The organism is Fibrella rubiginis (assembly GCF_017353185.1).
GTDB lineage: Bacteria > Bacteroidota > Bacteroidia > Cytophagales > Spirosomataceae > Fibrella > Fibrella rubiginis.
In genome coordinates, this window is record NZ_JAFMYV010000001.1 from 641,907 (window position 1) to 663,377 (window position 21,471).

Sequence of the window (21,471 nt, forward strand, 5' to 3'; positions counted from 1 at the left end):
CTATCTCAAACAGCTTGTTAAATCTTCCGCGACGACACCGGGCCGTTTTCCAGGTTGAGTACGCCCCGTGGGCAGACGGATGAGCAGATACCGCAGCCCACGCACGAGGAACGCACGATGTCTTGTCCTTTTTGGGCATAGGCCCGCACGTCGATGCCCATTTCGCAGTAGGTGGAACAGTTGCCGCAGGAGATGCACTGCCCGCCGTTGGTGGTGATGCGGAAGCGCGATTTAAACCGCTGAACGATACCCAGATACGCCGCCAGCGGACAGCCGAATCGGCACCACACACGGCTGCCCATGAGCGGGTAAAAGCCCGTACCCACTACCCCCGCGAAAATAGACCCGATCAGAAAACCATACGCCTTCCGCACGCTGTAGGAGTCGAGAAACCCAAACAGAGCCGACTGACCCGAAACGTATGAGTACAACACCAGCGCAGTCATGACTACGGCAAACACCAGCACCGAATGCACAATCACGCGCTCGAATTTCCAGGCCTTCAGCGACTTGTCGGACAGGTGCCGGAAGGGGTCGCCGAGGGTTTCGGCCAGGCCACCGCAGCCACACACCCACGAGCAATACCAGCGTTTGCCCGTGAAATAGGTAATCACCGGCACCCCCACCGTAGAGAGCGCCGTGCCCCAGACGAACATGAAGATGCCCAGCGTACCGGCCTTTAGTTTGGCGTTGATTTCATAGTCGAAAAAGAAGTCGTAGTCCAGCGGCCAGATGCTTTTCAGGTCCTGGTAGGGCGCGTTGAGCAGGCTCATCAATTCGGGAATGAGGAACGCGAAAAACAACTGGAAGCCCATTACCGACAGTGTGCGGTACTGCTGATACCGGCTGTGGCGGTAGTTGATAAGCATCCGTACGCCCATGACCAGTACAATAACCGTATACAGCGTACCGTAGAGAAACCATTTGCTGGCGGTGCCGCCGTTTAGTGCGCGGCTGAGTGGGTCGACCAGCAAAGTCCAGTTAGTGATGTATTCGGGGTAGAAATACAGCAGCACGTAGAACCCGATCAGAAACGTACCCAGCACAATACCGATCCAGCCTACGTGGGTGGCGGGGTGACGCATAAGGCCGTTGTTGCGAATGCCCGGTTTGTCATTCAGGCGGGGGAGCGCGAAGAGAATGCCGCCCAGCGCCGCCAGCCCAAAGCTGAGCCAAAACCACAGCCCGGCATTAGCTACGGGAGACCCAACAGTGCTCCGTTTGGTGAGGTCGAAGAGGTACTCGTCGTAGATGACGGCTTTCCAGTTTTGTTTAGCTTCCTGCTCAGCATTGTAGCCGTTGATGGCGCCGCGCAGGTCGCCTACAAAGGCCCACTGATTCGTATATGTTTTGCCCAGAAGTGGCTCCAGCCGTGATGCCAGGGCCGTTTGGTGTTCCGGTTTCAGCGTCTGTTTGACCACCGGTTCTGTCAACTCGAACTGGCCGAGTGTCAGCACGAAGATGAAAACGGCAAAGCCAAGCAGGAACAGGCCAAGACCAAGGGGGCGCAGGAAAGCGGGCATAATGAATCGTTTGAATGTACAATGTACAATGAACAATGTACAATGGAGCTTTGCCAATTTGTAACATATACGCCTCCTTTGGCGAATGGGTTTGCCTTGAGACGTATTGCGGGTAATACCATTGTACATTATTCATTGTTCATTGTACATTCACATCCATGACCATCACCTTTATTGGCGCAGGCAACGTGGCCTGGCATCTGGCACCGGCACTGGAAAACGCGGGACATCACGTACTGTCCGTTTATAGCCGGCAGCTGACCCACGCCCGGCAACTGGCCACCATGCTCTACGACGCCCGGCCCATTTCAGACCTGAACCTGGCCGAAAACCCGTCGCAATTGTTTATTCTGGCCGTTCCCGACAATGCCATCGACGAGGTATGCGCCCGGATTGTACTGCCCGAAGGGGCCACGCTGGTGCATACGTCGGGTGGGCAACCGCTGGAGAGATTACAGCAACTGGTGGGTATCTACAGCGATATTCCGGTGAAAACAGGCGTATTCTATCCCCTGCAAACCTTCACGCGGGGTCGTGCGCTGCTCGATTTTGAACAGATTCCTCTCTGCATCGAAGCCGACAATGACGAAACAGAAGGTCAATTGGTGACGATGGGGCAGGAGATCAGCACGATTGTATACCTCGTCGACTCAGCCGAACGGCGGGCGTTGCACGTGGCGGCGGTGCTGGCCTGCAACTTCACCAACCACTTCATGGCCCTCGCCAAAGATATCACCGACGCCGAAGACCTTGAATTTGATCTTCTGAAGCCCCTCATCCGCGAAACTATCCGCAAAGCCCTCGACGCCGAACACCCCGCCGACGTGCAAACCGGTCCCGCCCGCCGCCACGATACGCAGGTGATGCAAAACCACCTGGCCTACCTGCGCACCCGCCCCGTTGTGGCCCGATTATATGGGGTGGTGAGTGAGAGCATTAGCGAAAGGGCGAAAGCGTGAATAGTGAAAGAGTGAAAGTTTGCTCTAGCGTAAGCTGCTTTCGCCCTTTCACTCTTTCGGTCTTTCATTCTTTCGCCTTTACCTTTACCTCCGGATTCTAAATTCTATACTCATTCCGTTTTTTCATGAAAATCACCGTTGTAGGAGCCGGGGCCGTGGGAGCCACTTGTGCTGATAACATTATGCGTCGCGAGCTGGCCGAGGAGGTCGTTCTGCTCGACATCAAAGAAGGCCTGGCCGAAGGCAAAGCCCTCGACATGTTCCAGACTGCCACACTGTGCGGGTTCGACACCAAAATCACCGGCTCAACCAATGATTATACCAAAACCGCCGGGTCGGGGGTTGTTGTGATCACGTCGGGCATTCCGCGCAAGCCGGGCATGACACGTGAAGAGTTGATTGGCACCAACGCCAACATTGTGAAAGGCGTGACGGAAAGCATCCTGCAGCACTCGCCCGATGCAATCATCATCATCGTGTCGAACCCCATGGACACCATGACCCAACTGACGCTGCAAACGTCGGGCCTGCCCAAAAACCGGATTATCGGCATGGGTGGTATTCTGGATTCGGCGCGATTCAAGACGTACCTGTCTATGGCCCTCGACTGCCCGCCCAACGACATCCACGCCACGGTGATTGGCGGTCACGGCGACACGACCATGATTCCGCTCACTCGCCTCGCCACCCGCAATGGTGTACCTGTGAGCCAGTTTCTGGACGAGGCTACGCTGCAAAAAGTAGCGGCCGACACCATGGTAGGCGGCGCTACGCTAACCAAACTCATCGGCACCTCAGCCTGGTATGCCCCCGGTGCGGCCGTGGCCGAACTCGTTGAGAGTATCGTGCGCGACCAGAAGCACATTTTCCCCTGCTGCGTAGCCCTCAACGGCGAGTACGGTCAGTCGGATATCTGCCTGGGTGTGCCCGTTGTCATTGGTAAAGACGGCTGGGAACAGATCATCGACTACAAACTCACCGACGACGAACAGGCCACGTTCAACAAATCTGCCGAGGCCGTGCGGAGCATGAACAGCGTGCTGTAAGGCTCGTTTAAGCTACTCCGTCTTTTTTGGCCCGTTTAGTCAGTTGAGAGGGGTAATTTTTCGATTCACCTTCTTTTATCTGCAATGAAACTTGTTTCATCATAGGTTAGTAATCAAGAATTACGTCGGCCCCTGGTCGACGTATTTTTTTGTAGTAACTCCATTATATCCGACTCTTTCCCTGCTGATTACTCAATTTGGCTACACCCATGCAAAAACTCATCTATCCGGCTCTGCTGCTGGGCCTGCTTAGTACGGCTGGCTGCCAGTCGTCGACCAAAAAAACAGATTCCAACATGGCCAATACGCCCGCCGCCGCTACCCCCAACCCCGACACGACAGCCAGTGCTACCGGCGCCGATACCACGGCAATCACGTATAAACTGCCCAACCCGGAACCGTTCGAAACGCTGATTGGCGGTAAGAAAACGGGACTGTATATCTTGAAAGGGAAGGGTATTGAGGTGGCTATAACCAACTACGGGGCTCGCATAGTGAGCCTGCTGGTACCTGACAAAGCCGGCAAAATGACGGACGTGGTGATGGGTTTTGGCAATACAGCCGCCTACCAAAAGGCCAACGAAGGTTTTTATGGCCCCATTGTGGGGCGGGTGGGCAACCGGATTGCCAAGGGTACGTTCACGCTGGATGGCAAGACCTACCATACCGAACTCAATAACAACGGCAATACGCTGCACGGCGGACCAAGTGGCTTTCATACCCGCGTCTGGGAGGCCAGGCAGATCAACGACCACACGGTGCAGCTGACCTACGTGGCCAAAGATGGCGAAGGTGGTTTTCCCGGCAACCTGACCACCACCGTAACCTATTCAATTGATGAGTCGGTGGCGGGTCAGCCCGGTCTGAAGATCGACTACAAAGCCACGACCGACAAGGTGACGCCGGTGAACCCCACGAGCCATGCCTTTTTCAACCTGAACGGAGAGGGTAGCGGCACCATCAACAACCATGTCCTGCGTATCGATGCCGATAAGTTTTCGGCGGTAGACAAAGGGCTGATTCCTCAGGGTGAACCTGTTCCGGTGGCCAATACGCCGTTTGATTTTCGCAAGCCCACGGCCATCGGCGCGCGGGTAGAGACCAAAAACGAGCAGCTGACCTTTGGCAAAGGCTATGACCACAACTGGGTACTGAACCACAAAATGGGTACGCTCAGTGAGGTGGCCGACGTAACCGGCGACAAGTCGGGTATTAAGATGACCGTGTTGACCACCGAGCCGGGGCTGCAGTTCTACGGCGGCAACTTCTTCACGGCTAATGACCCCGGCAAATATGGCAGGGCGGCCAATTTCCGCGAGGGGCTGGCGCTGGAAGCCCAGCACTACCCCGACTCGCCGAACCACCCGAGCTATCCCTCTATTTTGTTGAAACCCGGCCAGACCTACACGCAGACTACGGTGTATCGGTTTGGGAAATAGGGTTTAAGGTGTAAGGTGCAATGTCTAAGGTTGGCTGACGCAAGAGTATGTTCGCGTCAGCCAGCCTTAGACATTGCACCTTACACCTTAAACCCTATTTTGGCTTTTTTTCGGCCGAGTGAATCTCGCGGAAATGATCCATGATCCGACCCCAGAAGCGTTTGCCGGGGGCATCTTTCTTGGGTGTTGGTTTGGCCACCGCTACCTCTGGCGACGATTTGACAGGCGTAGAGCGAGTCTCGGCAGATTTAGTACGGGCGGTTGTGGTACGTGAGGCCTCCTGGGCAGGTCGGTTAACCGACTGTGATGGTGAAGCCAGGGCCACCATGGTTGAGGTGTAGAATAGGCCACTTGTTAGCAAGCACACAGCCACACGAGTTGTTAAAGCGCGTTTCATAAGGAGGCACTAGTTAATTTTGCGGTTAGGCAGTTTCTCAGTTACAAAGAGCAAGATATACTTTAAAGACGAAAGAAATGTATGGGCATTGTGTCATTCGTAAAATTTAATATCAATTAATTCACGGTATAAGTATATAATGTACATACACTGATAGAAGGAAAACGGTCGGGGCGGGCTGCTGCCCATAAACGTATTATCTTTGTCGTATTATGTTCGAGAACCTACAGAATAAGCTTGATAAGGCGTTTAAGACCCTAAAAGGGCAGGGGCGCATTACTGAAATCAACGTTGCCGCTACGATCAAAGAGGTGCGCCGCGCCCTCACCGATGCCGACGTAAACTATAAGGTTGCCAAGGACGTAACCGACCGCGTGAAGCAGAAGGCACTGGATCGGAAAGTGCTTATTGCCGTTGAACCGGGGCAGTTGTTTGTCAAGATCGTGCAGGAAGAACTGACCGAACTGATGGGCACCGAAGCCAAACAGATCAACCTGAAAGGTGATCCCGCCGTTATCCTGATTGCAGGGCTGCAGGGGTCGGGCAAGACCACATTCTCGGGAAAGCTGGCCGCTTACATCAAGAAGCAGGGCAAAAATGTGCTGCTCGTAGCCGCCGATATTTACCGTCCCGCCGCCATCGACCAGCTCAAGGTGTTGGGTGAGCAGGTGGGTGTTGAGGTCTTTTCGGAGCCAGAAAACAAAAACGCCGTTTCTATCGTGACCAACGCCCTGGCCCACGCCAAGCGCACCAACAAAAAGGTGGTGATCGTGGATACGGCCGGTCGTCTGGCCGTGGATGAAGCCATGATGCAGGAGATTGAGAATGTGAAAAAAGCCCTCAATCCAACAGAAACACTGTTTGTGGTCGATTCCATGACGGGACAGGACGCTGTCAACACCGCCAAAACATTCAACGAACGCCTCGATTTCGATGGGGTGGTGCTCACCAAACTCGACGGTGATTCGCGGGGTGGAGCGGCTCTCTCCATCCGGGCGGTGGTGAACAAGCCCATCAAGTTCATGAGCACGGGCGAGAAAATGGACGCCCTCGATATCTTCTACCCCGACCGTATGGCCAGCCGGATTCTGGGTATGGGCGACGTGATCTCGCTGGTGGAACGGGCGCAGCAGGCGTTTGACGACGACGAAGCCCGCCGCATCAACGCCAAGATGCGGAAGAACCAGTTCGACTTTAACGACTTCCTGAGCCAGTTGCAGCAGATCAAGAAGATGGGCAACATCAAAGACCTGCTCGGCATGATCCCCGGCATGGGCAAGATGGTGAAAGACCTCGATCTGGATAACCAGTCATTTGCCCCTATAGAAGCCATCATCAGCTCAATGACACCCAAAGAGCGCGAACGTCCCGACATCATTGACACAAGTCGTAAGAAGCGTATTGCCGCCGGTTCAGGTACTGACCTTCAGCAGGTTACCAACTTGTTGAAGCAGTTTGACGAGATGCGGAAGATGATGAAAAAAATGAACAACATGCAGGCGTCGGGCAAAATGCCGAAGATGATGCGGTAAAAAAGAGGGGCTACAACACAGAGATGCACAGAGGACCACGGAGTTACAAAGGGAAAAAATAGCGATAAAAAATCTCTGTGTAACTCCGTGGTCCTCTGTGCATCTCTGTGTTGTAGCCCTTGATTAAATCTATGAAGACACTTCTCTTTCTTCTCTTTTTCCCCGCTACGGCGTTTTGCCAGGCGTCGGTAGCCTATTATCCGTTCAACAGTTTTGGGTTATTTACGGTGAGCACCAATCCTGACAAGCCGGTTTGGCTGGATGCCCGGTTGCAGACTAACTCGCTGTTCGAGCAGTTGAGCACCACGTTCTGCCCAATGTTTAATGTGAGCCGCACTGAGCGGGCCAATTTCTATGTAGGGCCGGGCATTAAGCTTACCGCGCTCAATGCCATTGATGGTGGGAAAGTGCTGGACGGTTATTCCCTGCATGTGGGCGTGCGGGTAGCCCCGGTGGTGAGTATCCCTAACCTCCGGGTGGCGTTTGAACTCTCGCCCTCAGCCGCCGCCAACTTTAAGTCGGGCATTTTTTATTCGTATCTCGGCTTTGTGTATCAGTTTAATAAACGAGGCGGCAATACAATGCCTTAAGTGCAATGTCTATCTGCTGATCAGTTAGTTCTCATTCGTCAGTAGCTCATTTTAATACTATTTTAGCCCGCTCATAGCCACGCTGAGCGGGTTTTTTACGTTATAGGTACAGTGTTCCAAACAACAAACTTCGATGATCAAAAAGGTGCTTACGTTACGTACTTCGCTGCTGCTGGCCTTTGCTGGTACAGCCCTGCTGACTTCCTGCAAGAAGGACCCGGTTGTGGTCAATCCGTCGGGTACTACTCCTCCCACCACGGCGACCAATGGTTACGTAGATAACTGGATTTTGAGCAATATGCGGGATTACTACTACTGGACAGACAAGATTCCTGCTAAACCTGATACAACCAAGGCACCCAGTGATTTTTTCTATTCGTTACTCTATGATTATGGCAATACAGCAAATCCGCAGCGCGACCGGTTCTCCTGGATTCAGGAGAGTTCGGCTGAGTTAAAAGCACTGCTGAGTGGCGAAAGTAAGACCACTGGTGCCGATTTCCGGCTGATTAATCCCAGTGGTACGAGCAACGTGTATGGGATCATTTTGTATGTATTGCCCGGTTCTCCCGCAGACAAAGCTGGTCTGAAGCGGGGTGACGCCTTTTATTCAGTTAACGGCGTTACGCTGACTACCGATCAGACCGTGATCAACAAGGCTTTTGCTGATGAGACCGTTACGCAGACGTACGGTATTGCTACTCTACAAAATGGCGTATATACGAATACCACAACCACCAAGTCTATTACGCCGGTGGTTTTTCAGGAAAATCCAATCTTTAAAGATTCAGTTTACACTGACGGCACCCGTAAGATTGGCTACCTGATGTACAACCAGTTTGTACCTGGCCCGAACAACTCGAACTCAACGCAGTATGACGATCAGGTGAACGCTATTTTTGGCAAGTTCAAACAGCAGGGAGTCAACGAGATGGTGCTCGACCTGCGCTACAATGGTGGTGGGTCAGTAGCCTCATCTACTCAATTGGCTAGTCTGTTGGTGAAGGGGCTGAATGGTCAGGCAAAAGTCCCCTATGCACGTACGGAGTGGAATGCACTCATCACCAACGAGATCAAGAACAATCCGAAATACGGCAACGATTTCTTTTATAACTACTTCAGCGTCAAGGCAAACAACATCGGAGATCAGTTGCAGCGATTGTATGTACTGACCACCCGTGGAACAGCATCGGCCAGTGAGTTAATCATCAACGGGCTGCGTCCATTTATGACGGTGAATACCATTGGTGCAACAAGCTACGGTAAAAACGTAGGTTCAATCACGATTACCGACGACAAAAACCCGAAGAATCAGTGGGGTATGCAGCCAATTGTGTTCCGGTCGTTCAACAAGAACAATGAGTCAGATTATTGGACTGGTTTCACGCCAACGGTGGCCGTCAATGAATTTTCTTACCCGCTGGTACCCATTGGTGATACGCGTGATCCTCTGTTGGCTGCCGCCATCAACCATATGAAGGGCCTGACAACGGGTGGTCGTTTGGGGAGTGTTGGCAACGTTACCGCTTTGGGTTCATCGCTTGATCGCAAGGCAGGTGGCCAAAACATGTTCATAGACCTGAAGCTACAGCCCAACGGCAAGCTACTGAATTAATACCCGCCGCGTGAGCCGGACTGTTCCGGTGGTGGCGGTGAGTAAGTAAACGCCCGATGGAAGGGGATGCTGCGGCTGTAGTGTCACCTGTCCGTCGGGCGTTTCGCTTGTCTGGCAGGGTAGCCGCTGACCGGTAAGGCTCGCGAGTTGGTAGGTGGCTCCGATCAGGTTGTTGGAGTACAATTGGATAACCAAGCCGTTGCCCGGATTATCAAGTACGGTCAGGCCGGGCGCGGTTGTAACAACATTGACGGCAACGGGCCGACTCAGGGTAGTAATGCCGTCGGGGCTGTGCTGCCGCAATCGGTAATAGCTTGTTCCGGGAAGTGGCGCATGGTCGGTGTAACCGTAATGAGTCCGGTCCAGTTCATAGCTAATGTGTTGAATGACAGCGTATTCGAGTCCATTGCGACTTCGTTCAACATCAAAGAATGATCCGTCTGCTACGTTTTCCGTTTGCCAACTCAGATCAACCCTTGGCCCATTAACCAACGCACGAAAATCGGTAATGGAAACAGGCAAAATACCACTGACGTCACGAAAAAGAAGATCACCAATCCAGATTTTTCCAACAGATGATTGTCCCCCTTCAAAGACGATTTTGAACCGCTTGATGTCAATGTCTGCCGTTATAGCGGGCCGGTTGGTCAACACCCGTGTGTTGCCTATCCAGGCATCATATAGGTTGTTGGCTAACCTCTGTGTGCTTCCATCAGGCGTCAGGTAGGTAACAACAAAACCACTATTGTTCAATACCCAGGTGATTGTTTTTCTGCCAGTGAAAGCGGCTGAAGTGATATTCGTGTTTACGTCGCGCAACGTGAACGCGTTCGCAGCTGTCGATGCCTTAAAACCAATTGTTAGTTTAGCGAACGTCTCATCATTACGATAAGTACCATTGTCGACATAGGCGCTATTAGCCCCATTGGCTCCAAAACCGATAAATGCAGCCCCAATGCCATCAGCACTGGTCTCAACTTCAAGTGAGAACTGAATATAAAGTGATCTTGGGATGGTAAGAAAGTCTATTGATCTCGTGGCGATGACCTGACCAGAACAACCGCGGGGTCGGTAGAATTCAAGGGTGCTATTTGTGATAGCCGCGGTGCTATTTCCGGCTACACACGTATTTGAATTGCCTTCTATTAAGGTGAACTGGCTTTTAGGATCGTTACCAATGTAGGTGCTAAGAGATGAGCCGATAGAAAAGTGCTGCTCGAAAAACGTGTCCTGAGCCTGTGACCGATGACCAATTCCTCCCAACAGGACACAAAAAAGCAGTAGTTTCATGGTGGTTCGTACAATTACGGGCCACCAAACTACTGCTTTTCAATAGGTTGTCAACTATTTAATAAGTAAAAACACCCGCTTCGCTACGGATCGTGACCTGCTTGCCTTTGTGCGCTTCGACGTGACCGATTATCTGCGCGTTGATGCCAAATAAGCGCGAAACGTCGATCACGGTCTGGGCGTGGGTGGGGTGGAGGTAGATTTCCATGCGGTGGCCCATGTTGAAGACTTTGTACATCTCCTGCCAGGGCGTCTGACTCTCCTGCTGAATGAGGCTGAACAGCGGCGGCACCGGAAACAGCTTGTCTTTGATGATGTGCAGGTTCTCCACAAAGTGCAGCACCTTCGTTTGCGCCCCACCCGAACAATGCACCATGCCGTGGATGTCGCCGCGTAGCTGATCAAGCAGCGTTTTTATCACCGGCGCATACGTGCGCGTGGGTGAGAGAATTAGTTTGCCAACAGACAGTAGACGTTGGCTACTGGACGTTGGATCTTGGATCTCGATGAGTTCGTTTAGGCTTTTACTTCCGCTGTAAATCAGGCTCTTATCAACGGCAGGGTCAAAGCTTTCGGGGTATTTGGCGGCGAGGTCGTGGGCCAGCACGTCGTGGCGGGCGGAGGTGAGGCCGTTGCTGCCCATGCCGCCGTTGTAGTCGGTTTCGTAGGTGGCCTGCCCAAAAGACGCCAGGCCCACAATGACGTCGCCGGGGCGGATGCCGTCGTTGCTGATCACGTCGGCGCGGCGCATCCGGGCAATCACGGTGCTATCCACAATGATGGTGCGGACCAGGTCGCCCACGTCGGCGGTCTCGCCACCGGTGCTCTGAATGTCGATGCCGTGTTCGCGGAGCATCTGCAACACTTCTTCCGTGCCGTTGATGATTTCGGCAATGACTTCGCCTGGAATCAGGGTTTTGTTTCGCCCAATTGTCGAGGAAAGCAGCATGGGTCCCGTGGCACCCACACAGAGCAGATCGTCGGTGTTCATGACCACGGCGTCCTGCGCAATACCTTTCCAGACGCTCAGATCGCCGGTTTCGCGCCAGTAGAGGTACGCCAACGACGATTTAGTACCGGCCCCGTCGGCGTGCATGATGGTGCAAAAGTCGGGATCACCCGCCAGTGCATCGGGCACGATTTTGCAGAACGCTTTCGGGAAGAGCCCTTTGTCGAGGCGGGCAATGGCGTTGTGAACGTCTTCTTTATCGGCAGAAACGCCCCGTTGGGCATAGCGGTCAGTCATAGGGCAAAGGTAAAAGGGATTTTGGATTGGGGATTTCGGATTGCGGATTGGGCTTACGCCAGAGTACGTTTGCTCTGGCGTAAGCCCAATCCGCAATCCGAAATCCCCAATCCAAAACCCTTCAATAGTCTATTCCCACTACCCGGCGCACTTCGTCGAGCAGGGTCATCAGGTTGCGGCTGTCGGCGTGGTTCCAGAGGGGGCTTTCGGTGAGGCCTTCGGTAAGGCAGTCCATCACGTGCTGGGCTTCGTAGATGTAGCCGTGCGTGCTCCGGTCAAAGGTTATCGTGATTGGCTCGGCGTCGGGTTTTTCGAGGGTCACGGCGGTACTTTCGTGGAAACGGCTGTGGATACGGATGGTGCCTTCGGTACCGTAGATGATAGCCAGGTTTTCGGTGTTGGCCATAAACGTGCTGTTCAATACCGCCATAGCGCCGTTTTTATAGGTCAGCACCATCCCGCACTGTTCGTCGGCACCGGTGGGAGCCAGCGTGGCTGCCGCCTGAATGCTGGCGGGCATACCGTTTATTAAGTAGCTGATAAACAGAGGGTAGATGCCAATGTCGAGCAGCGATCCACCACCCAGTGCTTTATCGAACAGGCGGGTGCTGGGGTCATACTGGGCTTTAAAACCAAAATCGGCTTTGATGGTGAGCACCTTGCCAATGGCCCCTTCGTCGGCCCAGGCTTTGGCCTGCTGAATGGTAGGCATGAACCGGCTCCAGAGGGCTTCCATCAAAAACGTCTGCCGTGCCTCGGCCACGTCGAGCATCTGGTTGGCCTCGCCAATGTCCATCCCAAAGGGCTTTTCGCAGAGCACGGCCAGTCCGCCATTGAGGCAAAGCAGGGTGTTGGCACGGTGGTATACATGGCGCGTAGCCACGTAGACCACGTCGATCTCGTCGGCCAGGGGGAGCAGGTCTTCATAGCGGGCCAGGGCGCGGGGGTGGTTGCCGTCGGGGCGGGTATACTGGGCGGCGAACTCGTCGGCGCGGGCCTGATCGGTAGAGGCCACGGCCACAAGGTCGGCGTTGGGCAGGGTCATCAGGTCCTGCGCAAATTTATGGGCAATGCGCCCCAGGCCCAGAATGGCCCAACGGGTAGTCTGCATGGTGTTTTTTTGACCGCTAAGGTCGTAATGATTTGCGAACCGACTGCCTATGGGCCATTTTGCCCGGGCAATTTTCTTAGCCTACCGCTCCCTGTATGAAGCCGTTTGTCTTTATGATGCTATGGGCCTGCCTGTTATCCACGGCCACCCTTGCTCAAAACACCGACCAGCCCGACCCGCTGCGCCCGTCGGCCCCCGACAGCACGAAGAAGGTGACGCCCGCCGCCGACACCACGGCTACGGCGCTGGGGCAGGACGACGAGAAAGAGCTGGACGACGATGACACCACGCATGTCGACTACCGGTTTCGGTTCACGGCCGACGGCACGTTTACGAGTGGCAACGTGAGCCGGTCGCTGCTACAGCTGGTGGGCTCGTTTGATCTGGCCCTGAGCCACATAGCTAAACTCTCTACTACGCCCTCGTTTGTGTATGGGCGACAAAGCGGAACGCTCAACGAGCGCGAATATTTTGGTGATGCCCGCGTCACGTTTTTCCACGAAAAGCGGCTGTATTACCTCGCGTTTGGCGCATACGAAAAAAGCAACCTGCGGCAGATTCTAAACCGCTATACCGTGGCGGCCGGACTAGGTTATAAGCTGCTGAGCCGCCAACGGGCCTACATATCGCTGACAGACGTGCTCCTGCACGAGAACACCGATTTTGCGCAGCTTAACGACATCAACGTCTGGCGAAATTCGGCCCGGCTCTTCGGCGAATACACGTTTGGCAATGACCAGTGGAGCATTTCGCACACCACGTTCTACCAGCCCGCCCTGAGCCGACAACCTGAGCAGCCGCTCAACGTGCGCTGGAACGCAAGCATCAGCCTGCAATATAAATTCAGCGCCAACCTGAGTTTCCGCACCACCTTTGCCAACTCTTACGAAAGCGTAGTAGTGCCGGGCCGTGTCAACAATGACACCCGCCTAACACTGGGCATGACCTATGAGAAGAAGTAAACAGTGGCGGTCCGACGTTTTGGCTGCGGTCTGCCGCTTCGGGGCAGTGGGCAGGGTTTTGCGCTGCCTGCTGCTCCTGCTGGCCCTGCCCGCCTGTGCGCAGGATTTTGTCTGGACACCGGGGCTGCAACGGGCATACGCTGAGCTAACCAAGGGTAAACTGCAACCGGCCCGGCAGATTCTGGCGGCAGAGACAAACAAAACCAATGGTCTCTATCTCTACGTGGCTAACTACGCCGACATGCTGGCCCTGCTGGCTTCCGACGATGACCGGCTGCTGGCCCAACTCGTCCCTAATGAATCGGCCCGTCTGGACCGGCTGGAGGATCTGGACGAGGCGTCGCCGTATCAGCGATTGTTGCTGGCCGAGGTGCGGTTGCACTGGGCTTTTGTGAAGCTCAAATTCGGGAAAGACCTCGCCGCAAGCTGGGGGGTAATCAAGGCTTATAAGCTGCTGGTGGCCAATCAGGCCCGTTTCCCCGATTTTCTGCCCACCTATAAGTCGCTGGGCACGTTGCGCATTATGATTGGTTCGGTGCCCGATTCTTACGCCTGGGTGGCTCGGCTGCTGGGACTGCGGGGCAACGTACAGCAGGGTCTGGCAGACCTGCAACGGGCGCAGCAGGACCCCGTTTTCAGCACCGAAGCCCGCCTGACCGAACTCCTGATCCGGGCCTATGTACTGCGCTTTTCCGACGCCAACGAAGGTGCGCTTCGGCAGTTTGTAGATGAGGCGCCGGATAATTTGCTGGTGCGTTTTTTTGCGGCGACGACCGAGATGAAAAATGCCCATTCGGAGCGGGCGCTGGCCTGGCTGAGTACCCGCCCCACCGGCCCGGCCTATGTGCCCCTGCCCATTATCGACAACCTGCTGGGCGACATCTACCTGCAAAAAGGGCAGTATACCGCCGCGTTGGGCCATTACGAGCGCTTCCTGAGCCACTATCGCGGACAGAATTTTGTAAAAGACACCCACTATAAACGCTTCCTGTGCTACTGGCTAAGCGGCGACGCGGCCCATGCCCGCCCCGAAATTTCGCTTCTGTTGGCGCGGGGCCGTACTACCGTAGAAGCCGACAAAGCCGCCCAAAAAGCCGCCGAGACCTACCGCAAAACGTTTCCCGGCGCGGGGCAGCGCGTGCTGATGCAGGCGCGAATGGCCTCGGACGGGGGCTATCTGGAGCAGGCGCAGGCGTGGCTCAGACCCTACACCGAAGCCTCGTTCGCCACTGTTTCCGAACGGGCTGAATACCACTACCGACTGGGTCGTATTTATCAGAAGATGAGTAACTTACCGATGGCTGTTGCGGCCTTTGAGCGGGCCGTTGCCCTCAGCGAACCCGACCAGCTATCCTTCGGGGCTACGTCGTCCCTGCAACTTGGCTACATCTACCAGCAGTTCCACAACCCCGCTAAAGCCCGGCAAGCTTTTGAAAAGGCGCTGACCTATAAACACCACGAATACAAAAACAGCGTAGATAACAAGGCGAGAGCGGCGCTGAATCAATGATGAGCGATGAATGATGAATAATAGTCATCAACTTAGCCAACAAAATAGCCCTATGACTGTAATGAGCGAAATAATTTTGGTTGCACTATTTTTCTTTTTAGTAAGAATTGAGCTTCTCAATAAACGCATAATTTCGTCTGAGTCCGCAACAATTGATTCATATTCTTTGTGAGCAATGTAGTTGGTTTTAAACTATAATTCGAGCCAGTACTGTGTTTCCCCGGTTTCCTTCTGAGCGATGCTTAGCTTGTGAATAAAATCTACCGAAGACTCAGCATTAGCGGCTTCACGAACCATAGCTCCCAGATTTGTTCCAGACCGGAGAATCTGCTTACTAATGGTATATTCATTCTTTTCGTAGACTAGATATTTGTTCAGATTAACAATCCTAATTGCAAAGCCAAGTGTTTTGTCTTTCAGGAGATCAGGTTTACGGTTACGGTTTTCCATTACAAAATGCTTGTTATACTACAAATAAAACGATATAAATTCATCATTCATTCCCTACTTCTCTCCACAATGCCTTCGGCTTCTTCGAGGTCGTCGCCTTCGGGTTTAGGGGCCTGGGTGGCGCGTTTGGGGTCGGGGTGGTAGACGAGCGAAACCAGGATGGGGAAATGGTCGGAGCCGCAGTTGGGCAGCCGGCGCAGGGTGCGGAGGCGGAAATGGTGCGAGACAAACACATGATCCAATGGCCAGCGCAGGAAGAAATAGTTGGCGTGGAAGGTGCTGAAAAGCCCACGCCCCACGCGCGGGTCGAGCAGGCCGCTGATGCGTTGAAACAGGCGCGTAGTGTGCGACCAGGCCACGTCGTTCAGATCGCCCGCCACCAGTACGGGTTCGGTTTGTTGCCGGGCCTCGCGCCCTACCAGCACCAGTTCGGCATCGCGCTCGGTAGACCGGTAATGCTCGGTGGGGCTGGGCGGCTGGGGGTGAATGCCGTAAAAATGCACCACCTGCCCCGACCGCAGGGTTAGTTGCGCGTAGATGGAGGGGATGTCGTCTTCCACCAAAAAACGCAGCTGCTGGTTGGCAATGGGCAGTTTTGAATAGAACAGCATGCCGTAGGTGTTCTCCTGTGGGCACAAAATCCGGTAAGGATAGTCGGCCTCCAGCGGTTTCAGTTCCCGCGCCCATTGGTGGCTGGCCTCCAGAATCAGGATCAAATCAGGCTGGTGCAACCGCGCCTGTTCCAGCACTTTAGGGCATTGGGTGTTGGTCATCAGCACGTTGGCGCTCAGGAGCCGGAGTGTGTTGGGATCATGGATGGCATGGCCACGCTGACCACGTGGCCGACGCTGCCGGACTACCTGCCGGGGGTGCAGGGGCGTATAGGGCCAGATAAGCCAGCCCTGATAGGCCAGGGCGGCCGTCAACCCCGCCGGAGCCAGCCACATTGGCCAGCTATAATCCTGCACAAACAAGGCCCAGCCCAGCAAGCCAACCACCGCCAGAACGGCAAGTTGCGAGTGGGGGAAGTCCCAGATCCGCACCCACCAGGCTTCAATGCGCACGAGGTGAACAAACGATAAGAACGTAATAAGCAGGCCGTACAACAGCCAGCCCCAGTCGGTAGTAGTCATGAGGGTCGTGATGGAAGACAGACAGGCGGCGCGGCAGACTAGACGCTACCTGACGGTGTAAATAGCATTGCCTATTGTGCCAAAACAAACTCCAGAGGCTTACATTCAATAAAAAGTAGGCACTGGCCCGGCTAAAGTGGGGGCAAACGCGTTATTTCGCAGGTAATGAAAGTAGGATTGATAATGGGCAGCATCTCCGACCGGCCGGTGATGCAGAAAGCCGCCGATATATTGACGGAGTTTGGCGTGGCCTGGGAGATGCAGATCGTTTCGGCCCACCGCACCCCCGAAAAAATGGTCGAATACGCCAAAACGGCCCGTGATCGTGGTCTGCGCGTGATTGTGGCGGGGGCGGGCGGTGCGGCGCATCTGCCCGGCATGGTGGCCTCGCTCACAACCCTGCCCGTGATTGGCGTGCCGATCCATTCAAGCAACTCCATCGACGGCTGGGATTCGGTCCTGTCTATCCTGCAAATGCCCGGCGGCGTACCCGTGGCTACCGTGGCGCTGGACGGTGCCCTGAACGCCGGTATCCTGGCCGCGCAGATCCTGGCTACCTCCGACGATGCCCTGGCCAGCCGATTAGCCATTTATAAAGAAGACCTAAAGGCCAAAGTAGCGGCCATGAATGAGCAACTGTAAACTGATTTACGAATGACGATTGACGAATTACGATTTGTTGCTGACGCACGAGTACGCTTGCTCTAGCCTACTGGAGCGTCAGCCCAAATCGTAATTCGTCAATCGTAATTCGTAAATTCCTTCCCTTTCCCTCATGGACGATTCTACAAAAAATACCCCGCAGGCTGGCAACACCTCACTGCCGATACTGACCCTGCTGGTGCTGATTGGCCTCATTGCGGCCCTGCTCTACATTGGCTACGATAGCCTGTCTGACGATACCGGCAACGCCAAAGAACTGACCAACGTGCCGCTCGACACCACTGATCAGGCGGCGATGGGGCAGACCGACAACCCCGAAAACGTCATGCCCGACACCTCGTCGCTACCCGTGCCCGTAGACCTGTCGCAGGCTCCCGCCCCGGAAGACGATGACGTAGCCGACAAGCCCGCCGACAAGGCTCCTGCTGACGATGTGGCTACCGATGAAGGTGACAAACCCGCAAAGAAACCGGAAGCTGAAAAGCCCGCCGAGACAGTAAAAAAGCCCGAAAAGAAGCCTGAATCCGTCAACGTGGGTGGTACTACCTCGACCTATACCGTGGGTGATGGTGAAACGTTTTATGGTATTGCCAGCCGGATGAACATGAAACTGAGCACCCTGAAAGCGCTCAATCCCAACGTGTCGGAGAACGACGTGAAATCGGGCGTGACCAAACTCCGGGTGAAGATAAAGACCGTTCATACCGTGGGTGCGGGTGATGTGCTGCGGGTAGTGGCCCAGAAGTACGGCGTATCGAAAGAGGCGATCATGAAAGCCAATCACAAAACCAAAGACCTGGCCGTCCGCGGCGAAAAACTGATCATCCCCCTGCCAGAAAAAGAGTAGCACCGGGATGTTAATGATTACAATTGCGGAACTAATAAGTACTGATAAATAGCCACTTACGAACAGTTAGTTCTTCAAATTCGCGCACATTAACATGTTGGGCCAACTTATTCATTAACAACCGGTTGCAATACTAAGCTTGGAGCTTTGGCGGTAGGCCAACGTACCGCCGACAGGGCCAATCCACAGGGCGCAGAACGCAGTTTGTGGCCATTTTTGCCTCCGTCCGACAGGTTGCGGCTACAGCCGACAGAACGAATTGATGGTGGCTTCAGGCTCCGCTTGACACGCCCAACTTCCAGCAACAGCACCTACCTGTGGCCCAACTAACTACAACTTGCATTCTTGCTTTATTGCCGATTAACGTACTCAATAAATTTATCGCATATGACAAACCTCAACCCGATTAAGCTTTCTGATTTTTTTAATATCTCGAGTGATGATGCTTATCAATATAAACTTCATTTGGCTTGCCAAAGTCCCGGAGGCAGACCACTGGACGCGTATCTGAGTGGTTGGGATAATTGGTTGAGTTGGAACCAGCATCGAGCCAACAAAAATGACTTTAACAGAACGCACATCTTTAGTTTGATTGAGTTTCATCATGAGCCAGGCAAATGGCTTTTTGGCGGAATCTTTAAAGTAGTAGAACGACACGAAGATTACTCAGCTACTCAAAGGGGCTATTCGGTAGTCTTATCGGAGCTTTACAAAGATTACATCGGCAGATTAATCATAGATTTTCACCGCTATCAAGGTATGAGGGGGCGAGCTTTTTTACTTGAAAGTTATTTCAATGACCTCATCGTTGCTGAAGTACTTAAACGACCTTTTGACGGTATCAAATTTCCCGGCTACGAGAACATCAACCTATCGTTTTTGGAACTGGAGCTTCTTTACAAGTACTAAAATTCAGATTGGAAAGCTGCTTTAGAGCATGTGAAGGGCATTTATCTGATTACTGACCGGTCAAATGGCAAAAAATACGTTGGTTCTGCCTACGGCGACTATGGTGTTTGGTCAAGGTGGGCAATTTATGCCGGTACAGGACATGGTTTCAACGATGAATTGACAAAGCTGATCGCAGAAAAGGGTGTACAGCATGCCAGAGATTTTTTCTCTTTCACGCTATTGGAGTACCGCACCATGCGCGTTGACGACGCAGATATTATCAGGCGAGAATCGTATTGGAAAGAAGTGTTACTATCAAGAGGGCAATTTGGCTATAACCTAAATTAGCTCCGCAGGGCGGCGGTTACGAGCGACAGGAATCACTTGTAGCTTAGCCAAGTTGGAGTGCCCAACACGGCTGAGGGTGTAAAGGTTAGCCGGTACCGTGCGTCATTTGCGCAAGTAGTGGCAAAGCCATCAGCCCTCAGAGGAGTTGGGTCAACTCAGCATATTCTGGCAAGCTGCGTTCCGGACAACAGGTAAGTGCCTAACTGAGACAGTGAGTTTTTGTACGATAAATGCTACCATTCCATCATGAGACTGTTTTTAGAAACTAATCACAAACTGATTGTCTTTTTACTACTCATAACCGTTTGGACTGATTTGATTCTTCCTGACCCCTACAAAAGCAGTGAGCTGGTATTCTGGCTTTTTAGCCTACTCTTATTCAGTTGGTATTTTTTAGCTTACAGGATTCTAAACAAAACGAGTTCTGTTGACAATCAGCAGGCCAAAATTGGATTCTATATTGCTCTTCTACTATTAGTTATTGCGATAACGCTTCAAGCTTTATTGGGGTTCGACACTGCTCATATTGGTGATACCAACGTTGCGATCTGGCGGCTGTTGTGCTATGGCTTTTTAGCGTTCACCGTCACACGACTGCTCGTGTCAGCCGAAGCAGGATTGCTAGTTAGTTTCAAAGGTCTCACGACATTCTTATTAGTTTTTCTCTTGCCAGTTGGAGCCTGGTGGATTCACCAACGCATTCAAAGGGTGGCAATGGCTAACAAACTGCTAACCCAGCTATAGCTTCGCGCAGTCATGTTACCTGCGACAGGCATCTGGGGGTGCGATGTGGGACTGCCCCCAACGATTCAAGGGTGAAAAAGCACGCGGTGGTGTTGCTGCTCATCTTCCCAATACGCTCGTTGGTGAGGCTGATTAAATCAGGGGGTTGGGTGATTTCTGTCAGGGCGGGAGATGGGTAGGGTGGGCATTTTTGGTGAAAAATTCGTCGCCCCATGCTTATCACACTCACGCTCAACCCGGCCGTCGACGTCAGCATGACCGTAGATCGGCTGATACCGGAACACAAACTCCACTGCTCACAACCGCACTATGATGCCGGTGGCGGGGGTATCAACGTGGCCAAAGCCGTTCGGCGGTTGGGTGGTGACGTCACTGCCCTGTACACCGCCGGCGGATCTAATGGTCTCACTCTGAACAACTTACTGAAAGCGGCGGATGTGCCCTATGAGGTTATTGGCATCACCGACGCTACCCGCGAGTGCTTCGTGCTGACAGAGACGCTTACCAACCAGCAGTTTCGGTTTGGCACGCCCGGTCCTACCCTCAATGCTACCGAAGCCGCGGCCTGTCTGGCCCGCATAGAGACACTGCCGCCACCCATAGACTACCTGGTGGTGAGTGGTAGCCTGCCGCCCGGCTTGCCCACCAATTTTTACGCCCAGATAGCCCACATCGCCAAAACCCGAAATTGGCGGCTGGTGCTCGACACGGCAGGTGAACCGCTGCGGGCGGCCCTGGCCGAAGGGGTGTTCATGATCAAGCCTAACCTGGGCGAACTCGCCCGGCTGGTGGGGACAGACCGCCTCGAAACAGACCAGATTACGGCCGCCGCCATGACGCTTATCCAGCAGCAACAATGCGAAGTTGTGGTTGTCTCGCTGGGGCCACGCGGCGCCATGCTCGTTACCGCCGACGGGCCAGACTATGTGCAGGCACCACCCGTTCAGAAAGTCAGTACCGTTGGTGCGGGCGATAGCCTGGTGGGTGGTATGGTCTATGCGCTCAGCCGGGGCGAATCCTATGCCGACGCCATCCGGCTGGGGGTGGCCTGTGGAACGGCGGCTACTATGAACCCCGGCACCGAACTCTTTCACCTGGCCGACGTACAGCGGCTGCTGACCTGGATCGACCAGCCACATCAGCAGCCCGTTCCGGCGGTGGCATAACCCGTCTTC

The 21,471-nt window shown here is 53.8% G+C and carries 21 protein-coding genes; 14 read left to right on the forward strand and 7 right to left on the reverse strand.

The genetic code is table 11. The features are described from left to right. Nucleotides 1-17: 17 nt before the first annotated feature. Complete coding sequence (locus J2I47_RS02410; RefSeq protein WP_207362947.1) at nucleotides 18-1,523, reverse strand: 4Fe-4S binding protein; 1,506 nt, start codon at nucleotides 1,521-1,523, stop codon at nucleotides 18-20. 158 nt (nucleotides 1,524-1,681) lie between these two features. On the opposite strand from J2I47_RS02410, the gene J2I47_RS02415 reads away from it, so the two are divergent. The 3 genes from J2I47_RS02415 (at nucleotide 1,682) to J2I47_RS02425 (ending at nucleotide 4,967) form a co-directional block, all read left to right on the forward strand. Further along, the gene (locus J2I47_RS02415) at nucleotides 1,682-2,482 is read left to right on the forward strand and encodes a Rossmann-like and DUF2520 domain-containing protein (RefSeq protein WP_207362948.1); all 801 of its coding nucleotides are present in this window, start codon (nucleotides 1,682-1,684) and stop codon (nucleotides 2,480-2,482) included. Nucleotides 2,483-2,607: 125 nt separating this feature from the next. Then, a complete protein-coding gene (gene mdh / locus J2I47_RS02420) occupies nucleotides 2,608-3,528 on the forward strand; it encodes a malate dehydrogenase (RefSeq protein ID WP_207362949.1) in 921 nt (306 codons plus the stop codon). A gap of 209 nt (nucleotides 3,529-3,737) precedes the next feature. Next, entirely contained in the window at nucleotides 3,738-4,967 is a 1,230-nt protein-coding gene (locus tag J2I47_RS02425; protein WP_207362950.1) for an aldose epimerase family protein, read from the forward strand. 94 nt (nucleotides 4,968-5,061) lie between these two features. Here the strand turns inward: J2I47_RS02425 and J2I47_RS02430 are convergent, their stop codons facing one another. Beyond that, complete coding sequence (locus J2I47_RS02430; protein WP_207362951.1) at nucleotides 5,062-5,364, reverse strand: superantigen-like protein SSL4; 303 nt, start codon at nucleotides 5,362-5,364, stop codon at nucleotides 5,062-5,064. Nucleotides 5,365-5,576: 212 nt separating this feature from the next. On the opposite strand from J2I47_RS02430, the gene ffh reads away from it, so the two are divergent. From ffh to J2I47_RS02445, 3 genes are all read left to right on the forward strand, one after another. Further along, nucleotides 5,577-6,896 carry a signal recognition particle protein gene (ffh, locus tag J2I47_RS02435; protein WP_207362952.1) on the forward strand — a complete coding sequence of 440 codons (1,320 nt, stop codon included), beginning with the start codon at nucleotides 5,577-5,579 and terminating at the stop codon, nucleotides 6,894-6,896. 131 nt (nucleotides 6,897-7,027) lie between these two features. Further along, entirely contained in the window at nucleotides 7,028-7,486 is a 459-nt protein-coding gene (locus J2I47_RS02440; protein WP_207362953.1) for a hypothetical protein, read from the forward strand. 133 nt (nucleotides 7,487-7,619) lie between these two features. After that, a complete protein-coding gene (locus tag J2I47_RS02445) occupies nucleotides 7,620-9,101 on the forward strand; it encodes a S41 family peptidase (protein WP_207362954.1) in 1,482 nt (493 codons plus the stop codon). Here the strand turns inward: J2I47_RS02445 and J2I47_RS02450 are convergent. The 3 genes from J2I47_RS02450 to J2I47_RS02460 form a co-directional block, all read right to left on the reverse strand. Then, on the reverse strand, nucleotides 9,090-10,391 hold the full coding sequence (locus tag J2I47_RS02450) for a T9SS type A sorting domain-containing protein (RefSeq protein ID WP_207362955.1): 1,302 nt from the start codon (nucleotides 10,389-10,391) through the stop codon (nucleotides 9,090-9,092). The two genes, J2I47_RS02445 and J2I47_RS02450, sit on opposite strands and share 12 nt — an antisense overlap. A 58-nt stretch (nucleotides 10,392-10,449) precedes the next feature. Further along, complete coding sequence (locus J2I47_RS02455) at nucleotides 10,450-11,637, reverse strand: AIR synthase related protein (protein WP_207362956.1); 1,188 nt, start codon at nucleotides 11,635-11,637, stop codon at nucleotides 10,450-10,452. Between the two features lie 121 nt (nucleotides 11,638-11,758). Then, nucleotides 11,759-12,748 carry a Gfo/Idh/MocA family protein gene (locus tag J2I47_RS02460; RefSeq protein WP_207362957.1) on the reverse strand — a complete coding sequence of 330 codons (990 nt, stop codon included), beginning with the start codon at nucleotides 12,746-12,748 and terminating at the stop codon, nucleotides 11,759-11,761. 95 nt (nucleotides 12,749-12,843) lie between these two features. On the opposite strand from J2I47_RS02460, the gene J2I47_RS02465 reads away from it, so the two are divergent. Next, nucleotides 12,844-13,710 carry a DUF481 domain-containing protein gene (locus tag J2I47_RS02465; protein ID WP_207362958.1) on the forward strand — a complete coding sequence of 289 codons (867 nt, stop codon included), beginning with the start codon at nucleotides 12,844-12,846 and terminating at the stop codon, nucleotides 13,708-13,710. Continuing rightward, a complete protein-coding gene (locus J2I47_RS02470; protein WP_207362959.1) occupies nucleotides 13,697-15,220 on the forward strand; it encodes a tetratricopeptide repeat protein in 1,524 nt (507 codons plus the stop codon). The genes J2I47_RS02465 and J2I47_RS02470 overlap by 14 nt, the downstream gene beginning before the upstream one ends. Before the next feature lie 192 nt (nucleotides 15,221-15,412). Here J2I47_RS02470 and J2I47_RS26450 read toward each other — a convergent pair whose 3' ends face one another. After that, nucleotides 15,413-15,670, reverse strand: a complete 258-nt coding sequence (locus J2I47_RS26450) for a four helix bundle protein (RefSeq protein ID WP_229374210.1) — start codon at nucleotides 15,668-15,670, stop codon at nucleotides 15,413-15,415. A 47-nt stretch (nucleotides 15,671-15,717) separates the two neighbouring features. Further along, nucleotides 15,718-16,803, reverse strand: coding sequence for an endonuclease/exonuclease/phosphatase family protein (locus J2I47_RS02480; RefSeq protein ID WP_207362960.1), 1,086 nt, complete (start codon nucleotides 16,801-16,803; stop codon nucleotides 15,718-15,720). 165 nt (nucleotides 16,804-16,968) lie between these two features. Here J2I47_RS02480 and purE point away from each other — a divergent pair, with 165 nt between their 5' ends. From purE to J2I47_RS02510, 6 genes are all read left to right on the forward strand, one after another. Further along, on the forward strand, nucleotides 16,969-17,445 hold the full coding sequence (gene purE, locus J2I47_RS02485) for a 5-(carboxyamino)imidazole ribonucleotide mutase (RefSeq protein ID WP_229374211.1): 477 nt from the start codon (nucleotides 16,969-16,971) through the stop codon (nucleotides 17,443-17,445). 133 nt (nucleotides 17,446-17,578) lie between these two features. Then, nucleotides 17,579-18,313, forward strand: coding sequence for a LysM peptidoglycan-binding domain-containing protein (locus J2I47_RS02490; protein WP_207362961.1), 735 nt, complete (start codon nucleotides 17,579-17,581; stop codon nucleotides 18,311-18,313). A 387-nt stretch (nucleotides 18,314-18,700) separates the two neighbouring features. Then, nucleotides 18,701-19,222, forward strand: coding sequence for a hypothetical protein (locus tag J2I47_RS02495; protein ID WP_207362962.1), 522 nt, complete (start codon nucleotides 18,701-18,703; stop codon nucleotides 19,220-19,222). A 30-nt stretch (nucleotides 19,223-19,252) separates the two neighbouring features. Then, complete coding sequence (locus J2I47_RS02500; protein WP_207362963.1) at nucleotides 19,253-19,552, forward strand: GIY-YIG nuclease family protein; 300 nt, start codon at nucleotides 19,253-19,255, stop codon at nucleotides 19,550-19,552. Nucleotides 19,553-19,798: 246 nt separating this feature from the next. Then, nucleotides 19,799-20,296: a hypothetical protein gene (locus J2I47_RS02505; RefSeq protein WP_207362964.1), complete on the forward strand. Its 498-nt coding sequence runs from the start codon at nucleotides 19,799-19,801 to the stop codon at nucleotides 20,294-20,296. A 212-nt stretch (nucleotides 20,297-20,508) separates the two neighbouring features. Continuing rightward, nucleotides 20,509-21,462 (forward strand): 1-phosphofructokinase family hexose kinase, encoded by a 954-nt coding sequence (locus tag J2I47_RS02510; protein ID WP_207362965.1) that lies wholly within the window; start codon nucleotides 20,509-20,511, stop codon nucleotides 21,460-21,462. The last annotated feature ends 9 nt before the right edge of the window (nucleotides 21,463-21,471 follow it).